17 protein-coding genes are annotated in these 18,985 nt (G+C 51.6%); 8 read left to right on the forward strand and 9 right to left on the reverse strand.

Going from position 1 to position 18,985, the window contains the following annotated elements; genetic code table 11:
- Together dnaA and ispD are read left to right on the forward strand one after the other, a co-directional pair.
- The gene (gene dnaA / locus NBE99_RS00005; RefSeq protein WP_305879880.1) at positions 1 to 1,362 is read left to right on the forward strand and encodes a chromosomal replication initiator protein DnaA; all 1,362 of its coding nucleotides are present in this window, start codon (positions 1 to 3) and stop codon (positions 1,360 to 1,362) included.
- 44 nt (positions 1,363 to 1,406) lie between these two features.
- Entirely contained in the window at positions 1,407 to 2,114 is a 708-nt protein-coding gene (ispD, locus tag NBE99_RS00010) for a 2-C-methyl-D-erythritol 4-phosphate cytidylyltransferase (RefSeq protein ID WP_250682492.1), read from the forward strand.
- Here the strand turns inward: ispD and NBE99_RS00015 are convergent.
- Positions 2,111 to 2,500 carry a hypothetical protein gene (locus NBE99_RS00015; RefSeq protein WP_250682493.1) on the reverse strand — a complete coding sequence of 130 codons (390 nt, stop codon included), beginning with the start codon at positions 2,498 to 2,500 and terminating at the stop codon, positions 2,111 to 2,113. The genes ispD and NBE99_RS00015 overlap by 4 nt on opposite strands.
- Before the next feature lie 94 nt (positions 2,501 to 2,594).
- Entirely contained in the window at positions 2,595 to 3,782 is a 1,188-nt protein-coding gene (locus tag NBE99_RS00020; RefSeq protein ID WP_250682494.1) for an aldo/keto reductase, read from the reverse strand.
- A gap of 146 nt (positions 3,783 to 3,928) precedes the next feature.
- Between NBE99_RS00020 and NBE99_RS00025 the strand changes: the two genes are divergently transcribed.
- The 5 genes from NBE99_RS00025 (at position 3,929) to lipA (ending at position 8,910) form a co-directional block, all read left to right on the forward strand.
- Entirely contained in the window at positions 3,929 to 4,966 is a 1,038-nt protein-coding gene (locus NBE99_RS00025; RefSeq protein WP_250682495.1) for a PstS family phosphate ABC transporter substrate-binding protein, read from the forward strand.
- Between the two features lie 92 nt (positions 4,967 to 5,058).
- On the forward strand, positions 5,059 to 5,775 hold the full coding sequence (locus NBE99_RS00030) for a helix-turn-helix domain-containing protein (RefSeq protein WP_250682496.1): 717 nt from the start codon (positions 5,059 to 5,061) through the stop codon (positions 5,773 to 5,775).
- A 70-nt stretch (positions 5,776 to 5,845) separates the two neighbouring features.
- Positions 5,846 to 6,991 (forward strand): sugar phosphate nucleotidyltransferase, encoded by a 1,146-nt coding sequence (locus NBE99_RS00035; protein WP_250682497.1) that lies wholly within the window; start codon positions 5,846 to 5,848, stop codon positions 6,989 to 6,991.
- A gap of 15 nt (positions 6,992 to 7,006) precedes the next feature.
- Entirely contained in the window at positions 7,007 to 8,011 is a 1,005-nt protein-coding gene (locus NBE99_RS00040) for a permease (protein WP_250682498.1), read from the forward strand.
- A 2-nt stretch (positions 8,012 to 8,013) separates the two neighbouring features.
- The gene (gene lipA, locus NBE99_RS00045) at positions 8,014 to 8,910 is read left to right on the forward strand and encodes a lipoyl synthase (protein WP_250682499.1); all 897 of its coding nucleotides are present in this window, start codon (positions 8,014 to 8,016) and stop codon (positions 8,908 to 8,910) included.
- Between the two features lie 135 nt (positions 8,911 to 9,045).
- Here lipA and NBE99_RS00050 read toward each other — a convergent pair whose 3' ends face one another.
- On the reverse strand, positions 9,046 to 9,576 hold the full coding sequence (locus tag NBE99_RS00050) for a Dps family protein (RefSeq protein WP_250682500.1): 531 nt from the start codon (positions 9,574 to 9,576) through the stop codon (positions 9,046 to 9,048).
- A gap of 105 nt (positions 9,577 to 9,681) precedes the next feature.
- On the opposite strand from NBE99_RS00050, the gene NBE99_RS00055 reads away from it, so the two are divergent.
- Positions 9,682 to 9,948, forward strand: a complete 267-nt coding sequence (locus NBE99_RS00055; RefSeq protein WP_250682501.1) for an Asr1405/Asl0597 family protein — start codon at positions 9,682 to 9,684, stop codon at positions 9,946 to 9,948.
- Here NBE99_RS00055 and NBE99_RS00060 read toward each other — a convergent pair.
- From NBE99_RS00060 to NBE99_RS00085, 6 genes are all read right to left on the reverse strand, one after another.
- The gene (locus NBE99_RS00060; RefSeq protein WP_250682502.1) at positions 9,945 to 13,640 is read right to left on the reverse strand and encodes a right-handed parallel beta-helix repeat-containing protein; all 3,696 of its coding nucleotides are present in this window, start codon (positions 13,638 to 13,640) and stop codon (positions 9,945 to 9,947) included. The two genes, NBE99_RS00055 and NBE99_RS00060, sit on opposite strands and share 4 nt — an antisense overlap.
- A gap of 115 nt (positions 13,641 to 13,755) precedes the next feature.
- Positions 13,756 to 14,916, reverse strand: a complete 1,161-nt coding sequence (locus NBE99_RS00065) for a PQQ-dependent sugar dehydrogenase (protein ID WP_250683748.1) — start codon at positions 14,914 to 14,916, stop codon at positions 13,756 to 13,758.
- A 28-nt stretch (positions 14,917 to 14,944) separates the two neighbouring features.
- Positions 14,945 to 15,277, reverse strand: a complete 333-nt coding sequence (locus NBE99_RS00070; protein WP_250682503.1) for a hypothetical protein — start codon at positions 15,275 to 15,277, stop codon at positions 14,945 to 14,947.
- Between the two features lie 15 nt (positions 15,278 to 15,292).
- Positions 15,293 to 16,459, reverse strand: coding sequence for an RNA polymerase sigma factor RpoD (rpoD, locus tag NBE99_RS00075; RefSeq protein WP_250682504.1), 1,167 nt, complete (start codon positions 16,457 to 16,459; stop codon positions 15,293 to 15,295).
- 476 nt (positions 16,460 to 16,935) lie between these two features.
- On the reverse strand, positions 16,936 to 17,715 hold the full coding sequence (locus tag NBE99_RS00080) for a hypothetical protein (RefSeq protein WP_250682505.1): 780 nt from the start codon (positions 17,713 to 17,715) through the stop codon (positions 16,936 to 16,938).
- A 9-nt stretch (positions 17,716 to 17,724) separates the two neighbouring features.
- Positions 17,725 to 18,774 (reverse strand): PstS family phosphate ABC transporter substrate-binding protein, encoded by a 1,050-nt coding sequence (locus tag NBE99_RS00085; protein ID WP_250682506.1) that lies wholly within the window; start codon positions 18,772 to 18,774, stop codon positions 17,725 to 17,727.
- Positions 18,775 to 18,985: the final 211 nt, after the last annotated feature.

Genomic DNA, 18,985 nt, shown 5'->3' on the forward strand with positions numbered 1-18,985 from the left:
GTGATTAGCTCTGCCGAAGATCTCTGGCACCAAATTTTGGAGCGGTTGCAACTATTGCTCAGTCGCCCGACGTTTGAAACTTGGATTAAGACAGCAACAGTGCAGTCCTTTGATGGTCAGACGTTGACCATTTGTACCCCCAATCCCTTTGCCCGCAATTGGCTACAAAAGTACTATTTGAAAACTATTGCCGATGTGGCACGGGAAATTGTCGGTGAGGCGGTGGAGATTGAGCTGGCGATCGCCCAAGGGGCAGAGCATGACACCAGTATTCGCCCGACCAGTCGTGCTGAGGTAGAGGCCACCACCCCACCCGCTCGCCATCGCGGCACTGAACTGAATCCTAAGTATGTCTTTTCCCGCTATGTTGTTGGCCCCAATAACCGCATGGCCCATGCCGCCTGCTTGGCAGTGGCAGAATCGCCGGGGCGGGAGTTTAATCCCCTCTTTCTCTGTGGTGGTGTTGGCTTGGGCAAGACCCATCTGATGCAGGCGATCGGTCACTATCGCTTGGAAATTGACCCCAATGCCAAGATTTTCTATGTCTCGACCGAGCAGTTTACGAATGATTTAATTGCCGCCATTCGCAAAGACAGTATGCAGAGCTTTCGCGAGCACTATCGGGCGGTGGATGTGATGCTCGTGGATGACATTCAATTTATTGAGGGCAAGGAGTACACCCAAGAGGAGTTTTTTCACACCTTCAACACGCTGCACGAGGCCGGTAAGCAGGTGGTCTTGGCCAGCGATCGCCCCCCCAGTCAAATTCCCCGCCTGCAAGAGCGCCTCTGCTCCCGCTTTTCCATGGGGCTGATAGCGGATATTCAACCTCCCGACTTGGAAACCCGCATGGCCATTCTCCAGAAAAAAGCGGAGTACGAAAATATCCGCCTGCCCCGCGATGTGATTGAGTATATTGCCGCCAGCTACACCTCCAACATTCGGGAACTAGAGGGAGCACTGATTCGAGCCGTGGCCTACATTTCCATCTCTGGACTACCAATGACGGTGGAAAATATTGCCCCAGTGCTCAGTCCATCCATCCGCAAAATTGAGACCTCCCCAGAGGTGATCCTAAAGGTGGTCTCTGAAACCTTGAACGTGTCCATCAGTGATCTCAAGGGCAACTCCCGCCGTCGCGAAATTAGCATGGCGCGCCAAGTGGGGATGTATCTGATGCGCCAATACACGGGCTTGAGCTTGCCGAAAATCGGTGAAGAGTTTGGCGGCAAGGATCACACCACTGTGATGTATAGCTGCGACAAGGTGGCCGAACTCCAGCGCACCGATCCGGAAATGGGCAGTTTGCTGCGACAAATCAGCGATCGCATTAACTTGGCCAGCCGCCCCAGTGAGCCATAGTCCCTTCCTATGCAAAGATAAAAATAGTCTGCAAAGGGGCATAGATGCACATCCTGATTCCCGCCGCCGGCATGGGAAAACGCATGGGAGCCAGCCACAATAAACTGCGTTTGCAGCTGCTTGGTAAGCCCCTTTTGGCGTGGACATTGGAAGCGGTTGCTGCGGCTGAGCGCATTGAATGGATTGGTGTCATTGGCCAACCTGAAGACTTTCCCCTTTGGAAAGCTCTGCTTGCAGACCTAAAGCTACGGCAACCCGTGCACCTTATCCTAGGGGGCAAGACCCGCCAAGCCTCCGTTTTTAATGGTTTACAGGCGCTCCCCGAAACGGCTGACCATGTCCTGATCCACGATGGTGCCCGTTGTCTTGCCACCCCTGATCTGATTGATCGCTGTGCCCAAGCCCTAGAGACCTATGCGGGACTGATTGCAGCGGTGCCTGTTAAAGATACAATTAAAATTGTCAATCGTGAAGGGGTTGTCGTCCAGACTCCAGAGCGAGATTCCCTGTGGGCGGCTCAAACTCCCCAAGGCTTTCGCGTCGAACCTTTGCGTATTGCCCATGAAATGGCGGTGGCTAAAGGCTGGGAAGTCACAGACGATGCTGCCCTCTTTGAACGCTTAGGCTATGCCGTACACATTGTCTTGGGCGAAGAAACCAATCTCAAGATAACGACTCCTAGCGATCTCCCCCTTGCAGAACGAATCTTGCAGCATCGCCGGGAGCAAGGCCACAGGGACACACTACCCTAGGCCAAGGTTTCAGGGCAGTAGCCCAAGCCTTGAATAAACTGTTTGCGAAATGCTTCGATGTCATCGTAGTTGGGGTAGCCATGGGAGACAATCGCCACTTGATAACGGCGCATTACATCCACCATTGACTGTCCGGTTTCCAGTGCCCAGAGAGCCATTTTGAGTGAAATCCCTGGTGTGTAGGGGAATCCCAATTCGTTCAAGAAGGCGCGGAAATTCCCTGCTTGTTCGGCGGAGAGGGGAGAATGCATTTTAATGCGAATCACCCACCCATCCACTTGATGAATCACTGTAACAAACTGAACTGGTAGCTTGGCGTATTCATGCAAGAATTGCACAACCCGCAGGGTAAGGCTGGCATTGCTGAGGTGATAGATGAAATCCATGGTGTTGACCTCTTACCCTTGATACTTTCATTGTCGGCGGCAGGTGGGGCGATCGCCTAGGGGAATTGTCCGCGATTTGCTGGGGGAAACTCCCCTATCCTGAGGACTGGGACAATCGCTGCTGGGGAGTCCCACTCAGCAGATCATGAGCCGCTTGCAAAATCTGTGGGATCTTCTGGCGATGGGGACTGTTCTGTAAAGAGGGCGCTAAATCCAAGTGTTTCACCTGTGCCGCATTCGCTCCCGGAAACCAGTGGCCGCCGTTGCCGAGCAGGTTATAGCGCATACGGGCGTAGTCGAGCAAATCGTAGGCCTGCGCTAGATTCCACAGCCAGAGGATCACTGGGATATTCACTTCAGCGGGAGTGTGCCGATAGTCGGGCAGTCCCTGATGCCAAGTGCGGTACCAGTCTTCCCCTAGGCGCTCAATGGCGGCTTGCTCCAGCTGTGCCAAGATCGGCGGTAGAATCTCCTCCGCCTGATCCAACAGATCTAGGGCCTTGAGGTGCTCATCAAAATCACTGGGACGCGCCGCACCAATACTCAGGGTATGCACTTGGGGATGGGACAGGCAAAAGAGATCGTTAAAAAGCATTGGGCTTAAGGGGGCGCACAGTTCCACAAGGCGTTGGGGTGGTTTGTAGAGCATTCCCCCCTTATCGGCAGGGCTAATGATAAAGACGCCCATATCGCGGGCTTGGGCATCGAGAATCGCCGGCCAATTCTGCTGATTGATGTAGTACCAGTGCAGGTTGACATAGTCAAACACATCGCTGGCGATCGCCTGCCGAATCACCTCTAGGCTGCCGTGGGTAGAAAAGCCAATGAAGCGAATCTTGCCCGCTGCTTGAAACTCCCGCGCCACCTCTAGGCATCCCCGCGGTCGCAGCACCTGTTCTAGATGCTCGGGTAGGTTAATGCCATGGATCCCCAGTAAATCAATGTAGTCCAGCCGCAGATTGCGCAGCGAGGTTTCCAAGGTTTCCCGAAATTCCTTGGCGGTGGGTCGCGGACCCACTTTGGTTTGCACAATCAGTTTTTCCCGAGGTAACCGAGGCAGAATTTTGCCCAACTGCACTTCTGAGGTGCCATAGCCACGGGCGGTTTCAATATGGTTAATCCCCAGCTCCACGGCACGGCGAATCGTCGCCTCTAAATTGCGTTGATTCTCCTCAGGAATTGTACTCGGACTGACATCCTGCCATGAAAACTGATAGCGCATGCCGCCACAGGAAAAGACAGGCATCGGTAGTTGGGTGCGACCAAAGCGACGGTAGCGCATGTTGAACTTAATGAACCTTCCTTCACTATTTTGTCGGAATTGTCAGCCTCTAGTCATTAGCGGCTAACTCAGGAAGACTCAACCGAGCCGCCAACACCAGCCATTGGTTTGGGCTAGGCTAGAAAAAATTACAGCAATTTTTTGGTATGTCTCAAGGGAAAAGTCATTCTCTTCTACCCTTACTTCTTTCCCTGTTTGCCACCCTGGGTCTTTTGGGGATTGGTGGGGTGTTGGTGCTGCGTCTGCTCAATAGTGGCCAGACCATTTCTTTCAATGGGAGTTTGAATCCAAGCACAGGCGGTCAATCCACCTTTAGGCAAGTCAAGGATGTTCCCAGTGGTCTTTTCAATTATGGCGGTAGCACCACTTGGGCACCCATTCGCCGCGATGTCGATCCGCTGCTGCAAGCCGCTTGGCCGAATTTTCAGTTGCGCTACGTGGATCCCCCCGCGGGCACTCCCGGATCGGGGAGTGGTATTCGCATGTTGCTAAACAATCAACTGGCCTTTTCCCAGTCTTCGCGCCCCCTCAAGGAGGAGGAGTTAGCCAAAGCGCAAGCTCAAGGGCTGAAATTACAGGCTATTCCGGTGGCAATTGATGGGCTGGCGATCGCCGTCAACCCGAGGCTGGGGATTCCCGGCCTGACCGTGCAACAGGTGGTGGACATTTACACCGGCAAAGTGACCAATTGGCAGCAGGTGGGCGGGCCAAACGTCAAGATTACTCCCTTTTCCCGTCGTCCTGAGGATGGCGGTACCGTCGAATACTTTATTCAGGAGGTTTTAGGCAAGCAGCCCTTTGGCAGGAATGTAGTCATGGTTCGAGATACCACTGATGGCCTGCGGCGGGTCGCAGCGACCCTTGGGGGCATTTATTATGCCTCTGCTCCAGAGATAGTCGGTCAATGTCGTATCCATCCTCTGCCCCTTGGACGCCAAGCCAACGAATACGTGCCTCCCTATCAAGACCCCTATGTTCCCCCTGAACAGTGTCCCCAGCAGCGCAACCAACTCAATCATCGGGCTTTTCAAGAGGGCACTTATCCCATCACCCGCCGCCTATTTGTCATTACCAAGGAGGACAATAGCCTTGATGCCCAAGCAGGTCGTGCCTACGCTGCCCTCTTGCTTACTGATCAAGGACAAGCGGCCATTGAAAAGGCAGGGTTTGTGCGCCTGCGCTAGGGGATAATCCGTCTAGAAAAAGAAATCTCCTGTTTTGGCACCGCCACCACAGATAATAGATCCTGTCACCTGCTCTCTTCAACTCTGGATCCATGACCTACAAGCGACTCAGTGACAGCGAACGCCAGTGTATCTTTCAACAGTACACCGCTGGGCAAACAATTAAAGCGCTCGCAGCGGCATTTGGTGTGAGTGAAAACACCATTCGGCGTGTCATTAAGCAAATGGAAGAGGACATCGCTGCTCCTGATGCCCAAGAAGCCCCCTTACCCGCTGGAGCGACCGCTGATGCCATAGCTGAGGAGGAGGAGCTGGATGTAGAGATAGCGACGGCAGAGGCCGTTGTCCTTGGCGAGGACGACTACAGCGATGACGCGGATGACGATCTTGAGGACGAAGAGGAAGAGGAACTTGAGGGGGACATTCCCCTGCCGGATTTGGCCGATGTGGAAGTGGTGGAGTCGGTTGAGGTCATTCCCCTTTCGGAAGCGGTGTTGCCCCGTCCCTGTTATGTTGTGGTTGATCGGCGAGCGGAATTGCTGACTCGTCCCTTGGAGGCTTTTCGCGGCTTAGGGGCGCTCTCCAGTGAAGAGGCTCAACAAAGCACCCTGCCTATTTTCGATAGTCGTCCGGTGGCGCTGCGGTATTCCCAGCAAAATCAACGTCTCTATAAGGCGAACGATGTGCAGTGGCGCAAGACGGTGGTTAAAGTACCAGATGGGGAAATGTTACGAAAAGTGCGCAGCTATCTTCAGTCGAAGGGGATTACCCGATTGCTCTACCATGGACGAGTGTATGCCCTTGATTGAGGTAAGCTAGGGGCATTGATAATCATGGGGACAATGTCCCTCGACGTTTGAGGAGATTGGTAAAAGTTTTATGAAAGCAATGATCTTGGCGGCTGGAAAAGGCACGCGGGTACGCCCGATTACATACACCATTCCGAAGCCAATGATCCCAATTCTGCAAAAGCCAGTGATGGAGTTTTTGGTGGAACTCCTGCGGCAGCATGGCTTTACTGAGATTATGGTGAACGTGAGCCACCTTGCCCACGAAATTGAAAGCTATTTTCAGGATGGGCAGCGCTTTGGTGTAGAGATTGCCTACTCCTTTGAGGGCTACATCAAGGATGGGGAACTCGTGGGCAAAGCCCTAGGATCGGCGGGTGGCATTAAGCGAATTCAAGATTTTCACCCCTTTTTTGATGACACGTTTGTGGTACTGTGTGGGGACGCCCTCATTGACTTAGATTTGACGGCAGCGGTGGCTTGGCATCGCAAAAAGGGGGCGATCGCCACTGTGATTATGAAAACAGTGCCTAAAGAGGATGTCTCTAGCTATGGCGTAGTCGTTACCGATGAGAGCGATCGCATTGTCGCCTTTCAGGAAAAACCGGCTGTCGAGGAAGCCTTGAGCAACAATATCAACACCGGTATTTATATCTTTGAGCCAGAAATTATCGACTACATTCCTTCCAATCAAGAGTACGACATTGGCAGCCAGCTGTTCCCTAAATTGGTGGAAATGGGTGCTCCCTTCTATGGCCTAGCAATGGACTTTGAATGGATTGACATTGGTAAAGTCCCCGACTACTGGCAGGCAGTGCGCGGCGTTCTCAATGGCACGATCAAGAATGTCTCGGTTCCCGGCCATGAGCGGTTTCCCGGCATTTACACTGGGCTGAATGTGGCGGTCAATTGGGATAAAGTCACGATCCAAGGCCCCGTGTACATTGGTGGCATGACCAAGATTGAAGATGGAGCAACGATTATTGGGCCGACGATGATTGGTCCCAATTGCCACATTTGTAGTGGCGCTGTCGTCGATAACTGTGTGATTTTTGAGTATTCTCGCCTTGGTTCAGATGTCCGGTTGGTGGACAAATTGGTCTTTGGGCGCTACTGTGTCGACAAAACCGGCACAACAATTGATCTAAAGGCTGCTGCCCTTGATTGGCTGATTACCGATTCGCGCCAAACGGATATTCAGCCCAGTCCCCTTGAATTGAGGGAGATTGTGTCCTAGACGCCGCTCAAGCCCATGACACTTGCGAATCAGTTGCAAAGCGGTTTGACGCTGTTTCTCAGCCTCTTGGTGGAGGCACTGCCCTTTTTGCTGCTGGGCATTTTGCTCTCTAGCGTGCTGCTGCTGTTTGTAGATGAGCAGGCGCTCATTCGTCGCTTGCCGCGATCGCCCCTGCTGGGAGCGTTGGTGGGCAGTTGTATTGGGTTTCTGTTTCCTGTGTGCGAGTGTGGCAATGTGCCGGTGGCGCGGCGGTTATTGGTGCAAGGACTCCCCCCCTCGGTGGCCATTGGCTTTTTGTTGGCGGCACCCACGATCAATCCAATTGTGATCTGGGCTACTTGGACGGCCTTTCGCGATCAGCCAGAGATTGTGGTGTTTCGGGTGCTCTTCTCGCTGGCGATCGCCACGATTATTAGCTGGGTTTTTAGTTTCCAAAAGAATCTAACCCCCTTTTTGCAGCCTACGGTAACCAGTCTGATGCGTCGCCCCCAACCTCAAGCAACGGCTGTGCCGGCCCTGCTCCAGTCGGGCACCTACCTATTGGGGATTCCCGGTCAACCCCTTGCCATGGAAACCCTAACGCTTTCCCCACCTACTGCAACAATTCCTTGGCAGCAGCGTCTGCCCCAAGTCCTAGAGAATGTAGTGCAGGAATTTCGTGAACTGGGGGGAATTTTAGTCCTTGGTAGCCTAGTGGCGACGATCATTCAGGTAGCCGCCCCCCGTGAACTCATCCTCGGCCTTGGCCAAGGGCCGGTGATCTCCATTGTGGCGATGATGATCTTGGGCACCGTAATTTCCATTTGCTCGACTGTTGATGCCTTCTTTGCCCTTGCCTTTGCTGCCACGTTTACGCCGGGGTCAATTCTTGCTTTTCTCGTCCTCGGACCCATGGTGGATCTCAAGGGACTGGGGTTATTGCTGACGATTTTTCGTCCCCGTGCCCTGATGTACATCTTCCTGTTGGTGGCACAATTGACGTTTTCCTTTTGTTTATTTTTGAACTTGCAGTGGAGTTAGCCGTGGTTGTTAAGCCAGAGTGGTTACGGGTCAAAGCCCCTCAATGGCAGCGGGTGGGTTCGGTCAAGGAACTGCTGCGGGACTTAAACCTGAATACCGTTTGCGAAGAGGCCTCCTGCCCCAATATTGGCGAGTGTTTCCATGAGGGAACGGCCACCTTTTTAATGATGGGGCCGGCCTGTACCCGATCTTGCCCCTACTGTGACATTGATTTTGCGAAAAAGCCACTGCCTTTAGACCCCACTGAACCCCAGCGACTGGCGGAAGCGGTGGTGCGGATGCGTCTCAACCATGTTGTCATTACCTCGGTGAATCGCGACGATTTACCCGATGGTGGAGCCTCCCAGTTTGTGGCCACAATTGAGGCAGTGCGGAAGCGATCGCCCCAGACGACCATTGAAGTGCTGATTCCCGATCTCTGTGGCAATTGGCAAGCCTTGGATCAAATTCTCGCCGCCAGTCCAGAAGTGCTGAACCACAACACCGAGACGGTGCCGCGTCTCTATCGGCGGGTGCGTCCCCAAGGCAACTATCAGCGCAGTCTGGAACTGCTGCAACGGGTGCGCGATCGCGCCCCTTGGATTTACTCCAAGTCAGGAATGATGGTGGGCTTGGGAGAAACCCCTGCGGAAGTGACGGCAGTGATGGCGGATCTGCGCCAAGTGGGCTGTGACATTCTCACCATTGGCCAGTACCTCCAACCCAGTGCCAAACACCTACCTGTGCAAGCTTTTATTCCGCCAGAGCAATTTGAAGCATGGCGCCAACTTGGCGAATCCATGGGCTTTTTGCAGGTGGTGTCCTCTCCTCTGACCCGCAGTTCCTACCATGCCGAACAGGTGCGTGCCCTGATGCAACAATATCCTCGCCAGCGTCCTGCAACAAACTCCATCCGATAAATTTATTGCAATTTAATTGCAACTAGGTTAGGCTAAGCAGTAGGAAAATTCTGCATTAAGAAACCCCCAAGATGGGGGAATTTTATGAATAACTGTCATCTTGTGTTAGGGTTCGTTAACCAAAATTGCGAAAGACTACGCCTTCAGGCTGTCATTGGCCAGAAAATGGCCAATATGATAAGCGCGTTCTTCCGTTTGCAGGAGGATTTGATCATACAGATAAGCCGTGGCGCGATCGCCCAAACTTTCTGCTTGGGTCGCCTGTTGCCGCAGAATACTAATAATGGTCTGCTCCGCTTGCAAATCATTGTTAAGCATTTGCCGGCAGTTAAAAGCCCCTTCCGGTTCAGGGGTAAAGCAGCAGAGAGCAGCCAACTGTTGGAAACCAGCCACAGGCACGCCCCCCAGACCATTCAGGCGTTCTCCCAAGTTATGGACATGACCTTGCACCTGCTCATAGCAGTCTTGGAAAAACTGATGCAAGGGATAAAATTCTGCCCCCTCAACGACAAAATGATGTTTTTGGTACTGCAAATACAGGGCTTGAAAACTGGCCAAGAGGCGATTCATCCCCTCGCATACCGGCGTGGTGGTGGCTTTCTCCAGCAACACAACGGTGTCACCCATCTCGCCAAAGGCTTGGCGTGGCACTGCACTGGTCGTCATAGCACGATGCTCCTTTGCGGACACTAGTGAGCTAACTAACTTAGCTCTGACAGCCCGATCTTAAACTACCCACCTGTACATTTTCAATAATGGAGTGCTTATTGAATGTCTATAAACCCCCACGTTATTGCAGTTCAGTGGCAATTACGCTGGCCAATTTACCAACGGTTGACTGAGCTAGAGGTGCCCTGTGAGTACCTTCCCTATCAACCCCTGACCGTGGAGGTCAATTCCCCCCTAGCAGCGCTGCAAGTATGGTCAGTCGTGCGGCAGATGTCTGCTGCCCGTGATACCCTAGTAGATTGGCTGGAACAGTGCTGGCAGTGCCCCTTGACCGATTTAACCGAATACCAAGATTCTGCTGAGCATTAGGGGAATGTACAGCCAGCAGGAGGTGCAGCATTGAATGTGGCAGTCGTGATATTGGTGACTGTTCCTGCGCCACTGGTGCTGATAGCCACGCCACCATTGTTCAAACTGAGGCTAGGAGCATTAACAACACGGAAGGTAACAGGAACATTCTGGGGTTGTAAGCGGAAACCCGCACCACTTGTTTGGATATTACTCAATACGTTTGCACACAGTGTTGCACTATTATCAGCCCGCAGCTCTAAACTTCGGGTGGCAGGGTTCCCTTGAGTGAGGGTGTTGTTACTGAGGGTGGCATTGAGGCGAGAAGTATTTTGAGCACGCAGTCGCACTGCTTCACCGCCAGCCGTTGTTTGGATACTGTTATTGCTCACTTCAAGTTGCAAGCCAGCATTGTTAGTGGTGTCAATTTCTATCCCGCGATCGCTGACACCAGACAGCTGATTGCCGACAATTCTGACCCGTGCCGGTGCTGGACTAGCAGCCGTCGTCGTGAACTCAATGTCAATGCCATCATTACCACCACCAATATTTTGCATCACATTATTTTCAATGTTCAGCACCACCTGTCCCGCACTATTCGACTCTAGGGTGATGGCATCATCATTTAAGATATTGCGTATCTCATTGTTGCGAATCGTGATATTCGCACTGGGATTTGCAATTGGAGCTGCACTGCTGACGATATCAAACGTAATCCCCGCATCAGAAATACTGTCAACCACGTTGTTTTCCAAGACAGCTGTGAGGCTAGCGCCATCCCCAATGTTGAAGTCAATGCCATCACTGCCATCAGCCCCCGTACCAATGTTGCGAATCTGATTGTTCCGAACGGTAACCGTTGCACTCGCGGGAGCCGCACAGTTCGCAAACTGATTATCACTGAAGCGGTCAGGCACCGCAAAGCTATCTCCACGGCAGAGGTTGAATTCAATTCCATCCACACGATTCCCTGCCGTCAGGTTGTTTTCAGTCACGTTATTTTCGATGGTGATATTGGCATTCCCGCGGTTGTTGCGGATGAAGATACTGGATTCTAGATTGGTATCTGTTGCCGTTTGCCCAACATTACGCACAGTATTACCGCGAATAATGACGTTTCCAAGGGCGTTGTCTAGACCAATTCCCTCACCAATGCCACCATTGACAGTGTTATTTTCAATCGTTGCGTTGGTACTTTCAGTGAGGCTGATGCCACGGCGGTTAAAGGCAGGGGCAGCCGTACTGGTAATTGTAACGGTGTTATTGCGGATGACTGGCGATTGGACATTCTGTAAGACAATACCTGCGGCATTTGTTACGGTGATCGTATTATTGTTGACTTGAGGAGTTAACACAGAGTTATTTTGACCACGTAAGCGAATTGCTTCACCTGTATTCGTTAACGTATTGTCGCTGATTTCAATCTCTAGACGAGCATTGTTACTTGTATCGACTTCAATCCCGCGATCGCTGACACCAGACAGCTGATTGCCGACAATTCTGACCCGTGCCGGTGCTGGACTAGCAGCCGTCGTCGTGAACTCAATGTCAATGCCATCATTACCACCACCAATATTTTGCATCACATTATTTTCAATGTTCAGCACCACCTGTCCCGCACTATTCGACTCTAGGGTGATGGCATCATCATTTAAGATATTGCGTATCTCATTGTTGCGAATCGTGATATTCGCACTGGGATTTGCAATTGGAGCTGCACTGCTGACGATATCAAACGTAATCCCCGCATCAGAAATACTGTCAACCACGTTGTTTTCCAAGACAGCTGTGAGGCTAGCGCCATCCCCAATGTTGAAGTCAATGCCATCACTGCCATCAGCCCCCGTACCAATGTTGCGAATCTGATTGTTCCGAACGGTAACCGTTGCACTCGCGGGAGCCGCACAGTTCGCAAACTGATTATCACTGAAGCGGTCAGGCACCGCAAAGCTATCTCCACGGCAGAGGTTGAATTCAATTCCATCCACACGATTCCCTGCCGTCAGGTTGTTTTCAGTCACGTTATTTTCGATGGTGATATTGGCATTCCCGCGGTTGTTGCGGATGAAGATACTGGATTCTAGATTGGTATCTGTTGCCGTTTGCCCAACATTACGCACAGTATTACCGCGAATAATGACGTTTCCAAGGGCGTTGTCTAGACCAATTCCCTCACCAATGCCACCATTGACAGTGTTATTTTCAATCGTTGCGTTGGTACTTTCAGTGAGGCTGATGCCACGGCGGTTAAAGGCAGGGGCAGCCGTACTGGTAATTGTAACGGTGTTATTGCGGATGACTGGCGATTCAGCATTGACTAAAATGATGCCACTGCCATTGGTACTCGTAATTTGGTTATTTGTAATTTGTACACCAGTACTATTCGTTATACTGATACCGCTTGCATTAATAGTCGTAATTTGGTTGTTGAGAATCCGGGGTGGGTTGACGTTATTACCAATAATTGCAGGCTGGCCAAGGGGCGGTGTAATATTAAAGCCATCAATTGTATTATTTCTAGCTAAAACAATAGTGGCAGCAATGGTAGGCTGTTGGTTGCTCGGTGTAAGCGCAGGGATAGTAATCGTTCCGAGTGTACTTGGAAGTTGTCGGTTCACAGTGGCTGCAAGCAGTTGAACTCCATCTTGGAGATTAATGGTGCCTTGACCTCCCGTGTTACCATCCGTGTCAGCAACACCAACCAAGACAATGTCATTTTGAGCAAGGGATAAATCATTAATACGGGCAGCACTACCAGCTCCAGTATCAACTGTAAAAACTCGATAGGGTTGACCCGTGGCAGGATTAATTGCCGCAATTTGATCCTGAACCAGTTCGTTATCAACGGTAATAAAGCTGAGACGCTCTGGGGATTCGCCTAAACGGGCTGCGATATTTTGGCCAATTTCAGGAGCACGGCGACGACTGCCGGTCACGCCCGGAAAAGAAACCCCAATGCCAAACCAAGCCTTTGTACCAAAACGATCATCATTTTGCACAGTCGCACTTAAGCTCAGATATTCGATGGGGCGCATGGCTAAGCGTGCACGGACGCCAATAAAATCAGCAATACTCTCCCCACTGTAGTAGTACAAGCCTGCATAACCCCGCAAATAGTCTTTACCGACTGGAACCAAACGGGTGCCTACTTCCACGTCAAAACCAGTCAGTGCTTCTTGGAAAAGACGATTGCGATCAAGGAGAATCTGGTTATTTTGAATGGTGCCAATAGAGCCAATTGCTTGGTTGAGGAGCACTTGCCGAGTACCTAGGGGAATATAACCGTTGATACGAACATCAACATCGCCTAAGAGTTCTAGACCAAGTCCCAGCTGGTTAAAACCAGCGTCTCCCGTATTGCGAAAGTCATAGGATACATAGCCACCAAGGGAAAATTTTTGATTAGCTATCAGTCCACGGTAGCCCAGCATCAGATTGTAACCCAAGGCCGTATCAGGTGTGGCCATGAGAAGTTTGCCTTCAAAGAAACCAACACTAGCACCCGTCTGCTGAAAGAAAGGAATAAATGTCTCTGCACTGAGGTAGTGGTCAAAGCCAGCGCCTTCACTGTTGAAGCGAATGGTTCCACGGGGCTGAATTCGAGGTCCTAAAATTTCCTCTGCTGAAGATTGACCAATGGCTGCATTGCTGAACCCTAAAATCACACCCAAGCCAAGTAAGCAGCTCCCTAAAAGCTTGCCCCAAGAACCCATATTCACTCCTCAACACCCAAATTGACGGTAGCCGATGATGTGCGACTGCTTTTTATTCCTCGATAAGCGTATTGGTTTACATTTAAGGAGCGATAAAGAACTGCTTAGCTCAACGTTAAGGAATTAGACGCAACAGTCGGCCATTTTGGGGATCATCAGTGAGAACGTATAGGTAGCCATCAGGGCCTTGGCGCACATCCCGTACTCGCTGATCAATGGGGATGCGTCCTTGGCTTGTGACCCTGTTATTGACATTGACCCGAATTTTGCGCACATCTTGGGAGACAAGACCACCGGCAAAGAGGGCACCTTGCCACTGGGGAGCGCGATCGCCCCAATAAACTGCCAGCCCGGACGGCGCGATCGCAGGCGTCCACACCACCAGCGGATCAATCATGCCCGGACGGCGCCGCTCTGTGGTAATTTCTGCGCCCCAATACTCACGGCTGTGGGTGACCACTGGCCAACCGTAGTTGGCACCCCGTTCAATGCGGTTTAGTTCATCCCCCCCTAGGGAGCCATGCTCCGTTGACCACACTGTTTCTGTAACTGGATCAAAGACCAGTCCTTGAATGTTGCGATGACCATAGCTCCAGAGTTCGGGTGCTGCCGTGGGATCACCCACAAAGGGATTGTCTGCTGGAACAGTGCCATCGTCCCGCAGGCGAATAATTTTACCTAAATGACTACGGCGGTTTTGGGCTTGCTCGCGAATTAATTTACCCTCTAGTTCAATTGGGGGATTGCCGCCATCGCCAATGGCCATGAGCAATGTGCCGTCGGAGAGCCAAGTCAAGCGGGAGCCAAAATGTTGTCCCCCACTTTTCGCTTGCGAGACTTCAAAAAGAACTGTCACGTCCTCAAGGCGATCGCCCACTAGACGCCCCCGTGCTAGGCAAGTACGATTAGTGGATACCGTGCCATGGGCATAGGTAAGATAGACCCACTGGTTTTCGGCAAAGCGAGGGTGAAGGGCGACATCCAATAAGCCCCCTTGGCCTTGGGCAAAGACCGGCGGCACCCCACGAATGGGGGCTTCCAAACGCCCTTGGTGAAATCGCCGCAACCGTCCAGGGCGCTCTGTAATCAAGGCACTGCCATCGGGTAACCAAGCCACTGCCCAAGGATGCTCCAATCCTTCGACAACGGTTTCAATGCGTACCGCTAATGTTGGTGGTGGCTCCGATTCTAAGAGTGGTTCAGATGTTGATAAAGACAGCGGGGTATCTGACTGCGCCATCGGACTACAGCCAAGGAATACCCCGATCGCCCCCATAAGGGAGAGTAATTTGATAAATCGATAACTAGGCAATGGGTGTCACATCTTCAGAACGCTCTGCACCTTCAGACTCCGGTAAGACCACCGGCAGTTCCAAAGAGGCAGCATCAGAAGCAGGGGTCGGGGCATCAGTTTGCTGCCGCCGTTGCCAGAGGGTCACCCCCACTGCCGCTGCTGTAATTGCACCTGCACCCAGTCCAAGGGCGATCGGCAACTTGTTGCTATCGAAGAATGAGGAATTGCTCAGACTTTGACTCAACCCCTTGGCATAAGCACAGGCTTGGGCAGAACTGGGTTGCGGCATTGCCACGAGGGTGGCAGACAGACCAACAGTCAGGGCAATGAGGGGACGCAACATAAATGACTCGACTCCTTAACGAATGTATTCTTTGAGGACACTGTTGCGGTTGGGATGGCGCAGTTTCCGCAGGGCCTTGGCCTCAATTTGGCGAATGCGCTCACGGGTGACGTTAAAGAGTTGACCAATTTCCTCCAACGTTTTCATGCGACCATCGTCCAAGCCATACCGCAGTTTTAACACATCTCGCTCGCGGGGGCTAAGGGTGCACAATACCGTTTCTAAATCTTCGCGCAGCAGGTGCTTCGACACTTGATCTTCAGGGGTTTCACCGTCGGATTCAATGAAGTCTCCAAGACGGGAATCCTCTTCTTTACCGATGGGGGTTTCTAGGGAGATGGGGAGTTGTGCCGATTTGGCAATGAAGCGCAGTTTTTCAATCGTCATTTCCATGCGATCGGCAATTTCCTCTTCGGTGGGTTTGCGCCCCATTTCCTGTGAGAGGAGCTTGGTGGTTTTCTTAATCCGCGAAATGGTTTCGTACAGGTGCACGGGCAGACGGATGGTGCGGGATTGATCGGCAATAGCGCGGGTAATCGCTTGGCGAATCCACCATGTAGCGTAGGTGGAAAATTTATAGCCCTTTTCGTGGTCAAATTTCTCGGCAGCGCGGATTAGCCCTAGGCTGCCCTCTTGAATCAAGTCCTGAAAAGATAGCCCCCGGTTCATGTATTTTTTGGCGATCGACACTACCAGTCGCAGGTTCGACTGCACCATTTTTTCCTTGGCTTTGCGACCGACAAAGAGACGATGGCGAAATGCCTGCACCGTCATCCCCAGTTCTTTGGCCCAAGGTTCGGGATTGCGCTCTAGTTCCTCAGGGGTACAGCCCAGTTGTTCGCACAGGCGATCGCGCACTCGCTCCATTTCTAGGAGATCGGCAATTTTACGAGCGAGTTCAATTTCCTCGTCGGCACGCAACAGGCGAATGCGGCCAATTTCTTGCAAATAGAGGCGAATTGAGTCCTCAGTGTAATGTTTTTTCTTGACCTGTGTCCGTCGTCGGCTGGCACGACCTTTTGTGGGCTTGCCGTCAAGATCATCGCTGACCTCCTCAAAGTCCTCGCTCTCCTCTTCCTCGATCTCTACCGCATCAAGGCCATAGTCACTGAGTAGAGCCACCTCATCTTCAAGGGGGGCTGTTGCGGGGTCGTAAACGTCAAGTACATTCGCTTGGGTCATGCCGTTGTCCTCGTAAAATCTCCCTAAAAGTGTATTGTCAGTGTGTTGTCGGCAACCGTTGCCTTCGGTGACGCTAGAATCGTCAGCCACATTTCAATCATGGAATGCAGCTAAGGAAAGCGGTTGGACGGGGGAATAGACTCTAGATTCCACATCCTCAGGAGCTCTGCCGCTGGATCATCTTGAAAAATTTCCTGTGTGACCCACGGGGTCAGGGAGCAGGCAGTAGGGAGCGGTTGAGACTGTGCAGGAATCTTTTGACTAATTTTAACTAAAACCTCATTGATTGTAGCCTTTCTAACAGAAATCGCCCACAGCAAAGGGATAAATTTTTCGGAAATTCAGGGCTAGCGATCGCTTGCGTCAACAACCGCTAACAAATTCTAATTTACTGTTCTCAGATAAAATTTCTATCCCTGCTGAGGGAAATTTCTTGCTTCTAGCCTAGCTAATTTATGCCCGTTTCGCCGCACCCGTTACGTTTGATCACGAACGACACGAAACGCTCGAATCGTGGCTTGCAGTGCCTGAGTGCCCCTGACATCACTGCTGTAATAGAACCGCAGGGGAATCACCCAACCATTCTGCAATTCCAGAGCCAAACGAGCTGATAATCTGCCCTTCTTACCACGGGAGAGCTGTACGACGACATCCTTGAGGTCATGCCAAGGGAAGGTTTTCTTTTCTGTTCTGAGAAGACTACTATATTGCAGCGATACCACGCCTGCACTTTTATCAAAAACCAGCACCAGCACCTTGGCACCGATAAAGATCAGGGGTAAGCCTAGGCTCCAGCCAACAGCTAAGATCAAAAATCCCCACCAGTGGTTGTCTTCCACTAATGTCAAAGGGGGATGTTGCGGTTGCTGCAAAAAGCGACGGATGCGTTCAGCAACGGCTTCCCGACTCTGGCGATCGCGGGTAAATTCACCAAAGGCAATGGAACCCCCGGTGGTTTGTAGATGCACCTGATAGACACGGTAGCGTCGTCCGCGACTAGAGCGCCACTGCTCGATAATGCCCACTTGGAGCCGATTCAGGGGAATGTGGGTGATCTGTACCCCCGTTGCCCCAGATCGCACCCAGCGACAGCGACTATCAATAACGCGAACCTCATGGCGGCACACCAGCTCATAGCGGACTGCAAACCAAATCGGTACAGCAGCACCGACGCAGAATATCAGACCTGCCAGCCACACTCCCCAAGGGCGACTGCGCAAAATCAGTCGCTGCTGAGATTTTTCAATAATTTCCATGCCCCTATTCTAGGGGGTTGGATTATTGGCATGGGCTTCTTGGAAGATCACCTGACGCCGCAGCACCTCTTCAATTGTCACATTGGGTTCAGGCACTCCCTTGAAGGCAGTCCCCACCTCTAGACGAATAAACTGAATGCCTGCCAAGCGATAGCCTTCGGGCGTAAGGGGGACATAGCCGACCTTGGGAACCACTGTCGGTGCCTGCTGGATGTAATACTCCACAAATTGCCGCAGCAGGGGCTTGTCTTGGGCATATTTGGCATTGACATAGAGGAAGAGAGGGCGCGAGAGGGGCTGATAGGTACTGTTTTGCACCGTTTCCACTGAAGGCAGAATGGCGCCTCGGTCATCACTGACCGGCACAGCCCGCACACGATTCTGATTGGCCATGTAGTAAGCATAGGGAAGATAGCCAAGGGCATTCACATCCCCAGCAATACCCGCTACGATTTCGTTATCGTCTTCACTAGCTTTGTAGTCAGTGCGAGAGCCGCGCTGATTGCCAAGAATGGCCTCGTTGAAATAATCAAAGGTACCTGAATCTTGACCCGGTCCCCAGAGCACAATGGGTGCATTCGGAAAGTCGGGGCGTAATTGGTTCCAGCGAGTGAGTTTTTTCTCCGCCGCTTTTTCCCAAAGTTTTTTCAGCTCAGCGACAGAAATTTCCTTCAGCCAAGTATTTTGGGGATGGACGGCGATCGTCAGCGCATCAAAGGCAATGGGCAACTCAATAAAGGGGACACCATTGGCAATGCACTCATTCATTTCGGTAATGAGGATTGGGCGGGAGGCGTCACTAATATCCGTTTTGCCGCTACAAAAGGCTCGAAAACCAGCAGATGTCCCTGAAAAGGCAACAGCAATATCGGCCTCTTGACCATTGGGCGTGGTCTTAAACCCTTCCGCGATCGCCTTGGAAATCGGATAAACCGTGCTCGAGCCATCCACCCGAATCACCCTCAGCATTGGATCATTGGAGGCGGCCTCTGTTGCACAGCCCACAAGGGTGATGGCCACAAGGGGTAAAACTCCGCGCCTCAATTCCTGAAACTTCATAACTCAAGCCTCACTCTAAAAATGACAGGTATTGTATCAATTAGAAAATTAGTAGATTCAACTATTTTTCCACTAAAAAAATCACTAAAAACAATGAAAAAACGCTCTATTCATGCTTCAAAAATGCTTCAAAGATGAGTTGATGATATAAATCCCTCTAAATTAAATTTAGTAGCTTCAATTCAAAAAGTTGAGAATTAATCAAATATTA

It is taken from the genome of Thermosynechococcus sp. HN-54 (genome assembly GCF_023650955.1).
GTDB lineage: Bacteria > Cyanobacteriota > Cyanobacteriia > Thermosynechococcales > Thermosynechococcaceae > Thermosynechococcus.

Excerpts from the sequence above, each read along its gene's own strand:
- ispD (WP_250682492.1), top strand. The coding sequence starts at position 1,407 with ATGCACATCCTGATTCCCGCCGCCGGCATGGGAAAACGCATGGGAGCC.
- NBE99_RS00015 (WP_250682493.1), bottom strand. The coding sequence starts at position 2,500 with ATGGATTTCATCTATCACCTCAGCAATGCCAGCCTTACCCTGCGGGTT.
- NBE99_RS00020 (WP_250682494.1), bottom strand. The coding sequence starts at position 3,782 with ATGCGCTACCGTCGCTTTGGTCGCACCCAACTACCGATGCCTGTCTTT.
- NBE99_RS00025 (WP_250682495.1), top strand. The coding sequence starts at position 3,929 with ATGTCTCAAGGGAAAAGTCATTCTCTTCTACCCTTACTTCTTTCCCTG.
- NBE99_RS00030 (WP_250682496.1), top strand. The coding sequence starts at position 5,059 with ATGACCTACAAGCGACTCAGTGACAGCGAACGCCAGTGTATCTTTCAA.
- NBE99_RS00035 (WP_250682497.1), top strand. The coding sequence starts at position 5,846 with ATGAAAGCAATGATCTTGGCGGCTGGAAAAGGCACGCGGGTACGCCCG.
- NBE99_RS00040 (WP_250682498.1), top strand. The coding sequence starts at position 7,007 with ATGACACTTGCGAATCAGTTGCAAAGCGGTTTGACGCTGTTTCTCAGC.
- NBE99_RS00050 (WP_250682500.1), bottom strand. The coding sequence starts at position 9,576 with ATGACGACCAGTGCAGTGCCACGCCAAGCCTTTGGCGAGATGGGTGAC.
- NBE99_RS00055 (WP_250682501.1), top strand. The coding sequence starts at position 9,682 with ATGTCTATAAACCCCCACGTTATTGCAGTTCAGTGGCAATTACGCTGG.
- NBE99_RS00060 (WP_250682502.1), bottom strand. The coding sequence starts at position 13,640 with ATGGGTTCTTGGGGCAAGCTTTTAGGGAGCTGCTTACTTGGCTTGGGT.
- NBE99_RS00065 (WP_250683748.1), bottom strand. The coding sequence starts at position 14,916 with ATGGGGGCGATCGGGGTATTCCTTGGCTGTAGTCCGATGGCGCAGTCA.
- NBE99_RS00070 (WP_250682503.1), bottom strand. The coding sequence starts at position 15,277 with ATGTTGCGTCCCCTCATTGCCCTGACTGTTGGTCTGTCTGCCACCCTC.
- rpoD (WP_250682504.1), bottom strand. The coding sequence starts at position 16,459 with ATGACCCAAGCGAATGTACTTGACGTTTACGACCCCGCAACAGCCCCC.
- NBE99_RS00080 (WP_250682505.1), bottom strand. The coding sequence starts at position 17,715 with ATGGAAATTATTGAAAAATCTCAGCAGCGACTGATTTTGCGCAGTCGC.
- NBE99_RS00085 (WP_250682506.1), bottom strand. The coding sequence starts at position 18,774 with ATGAAGTTTCAGGAATTGAGGCGCGGAGTTTTACCCCTTGTGGCCATC.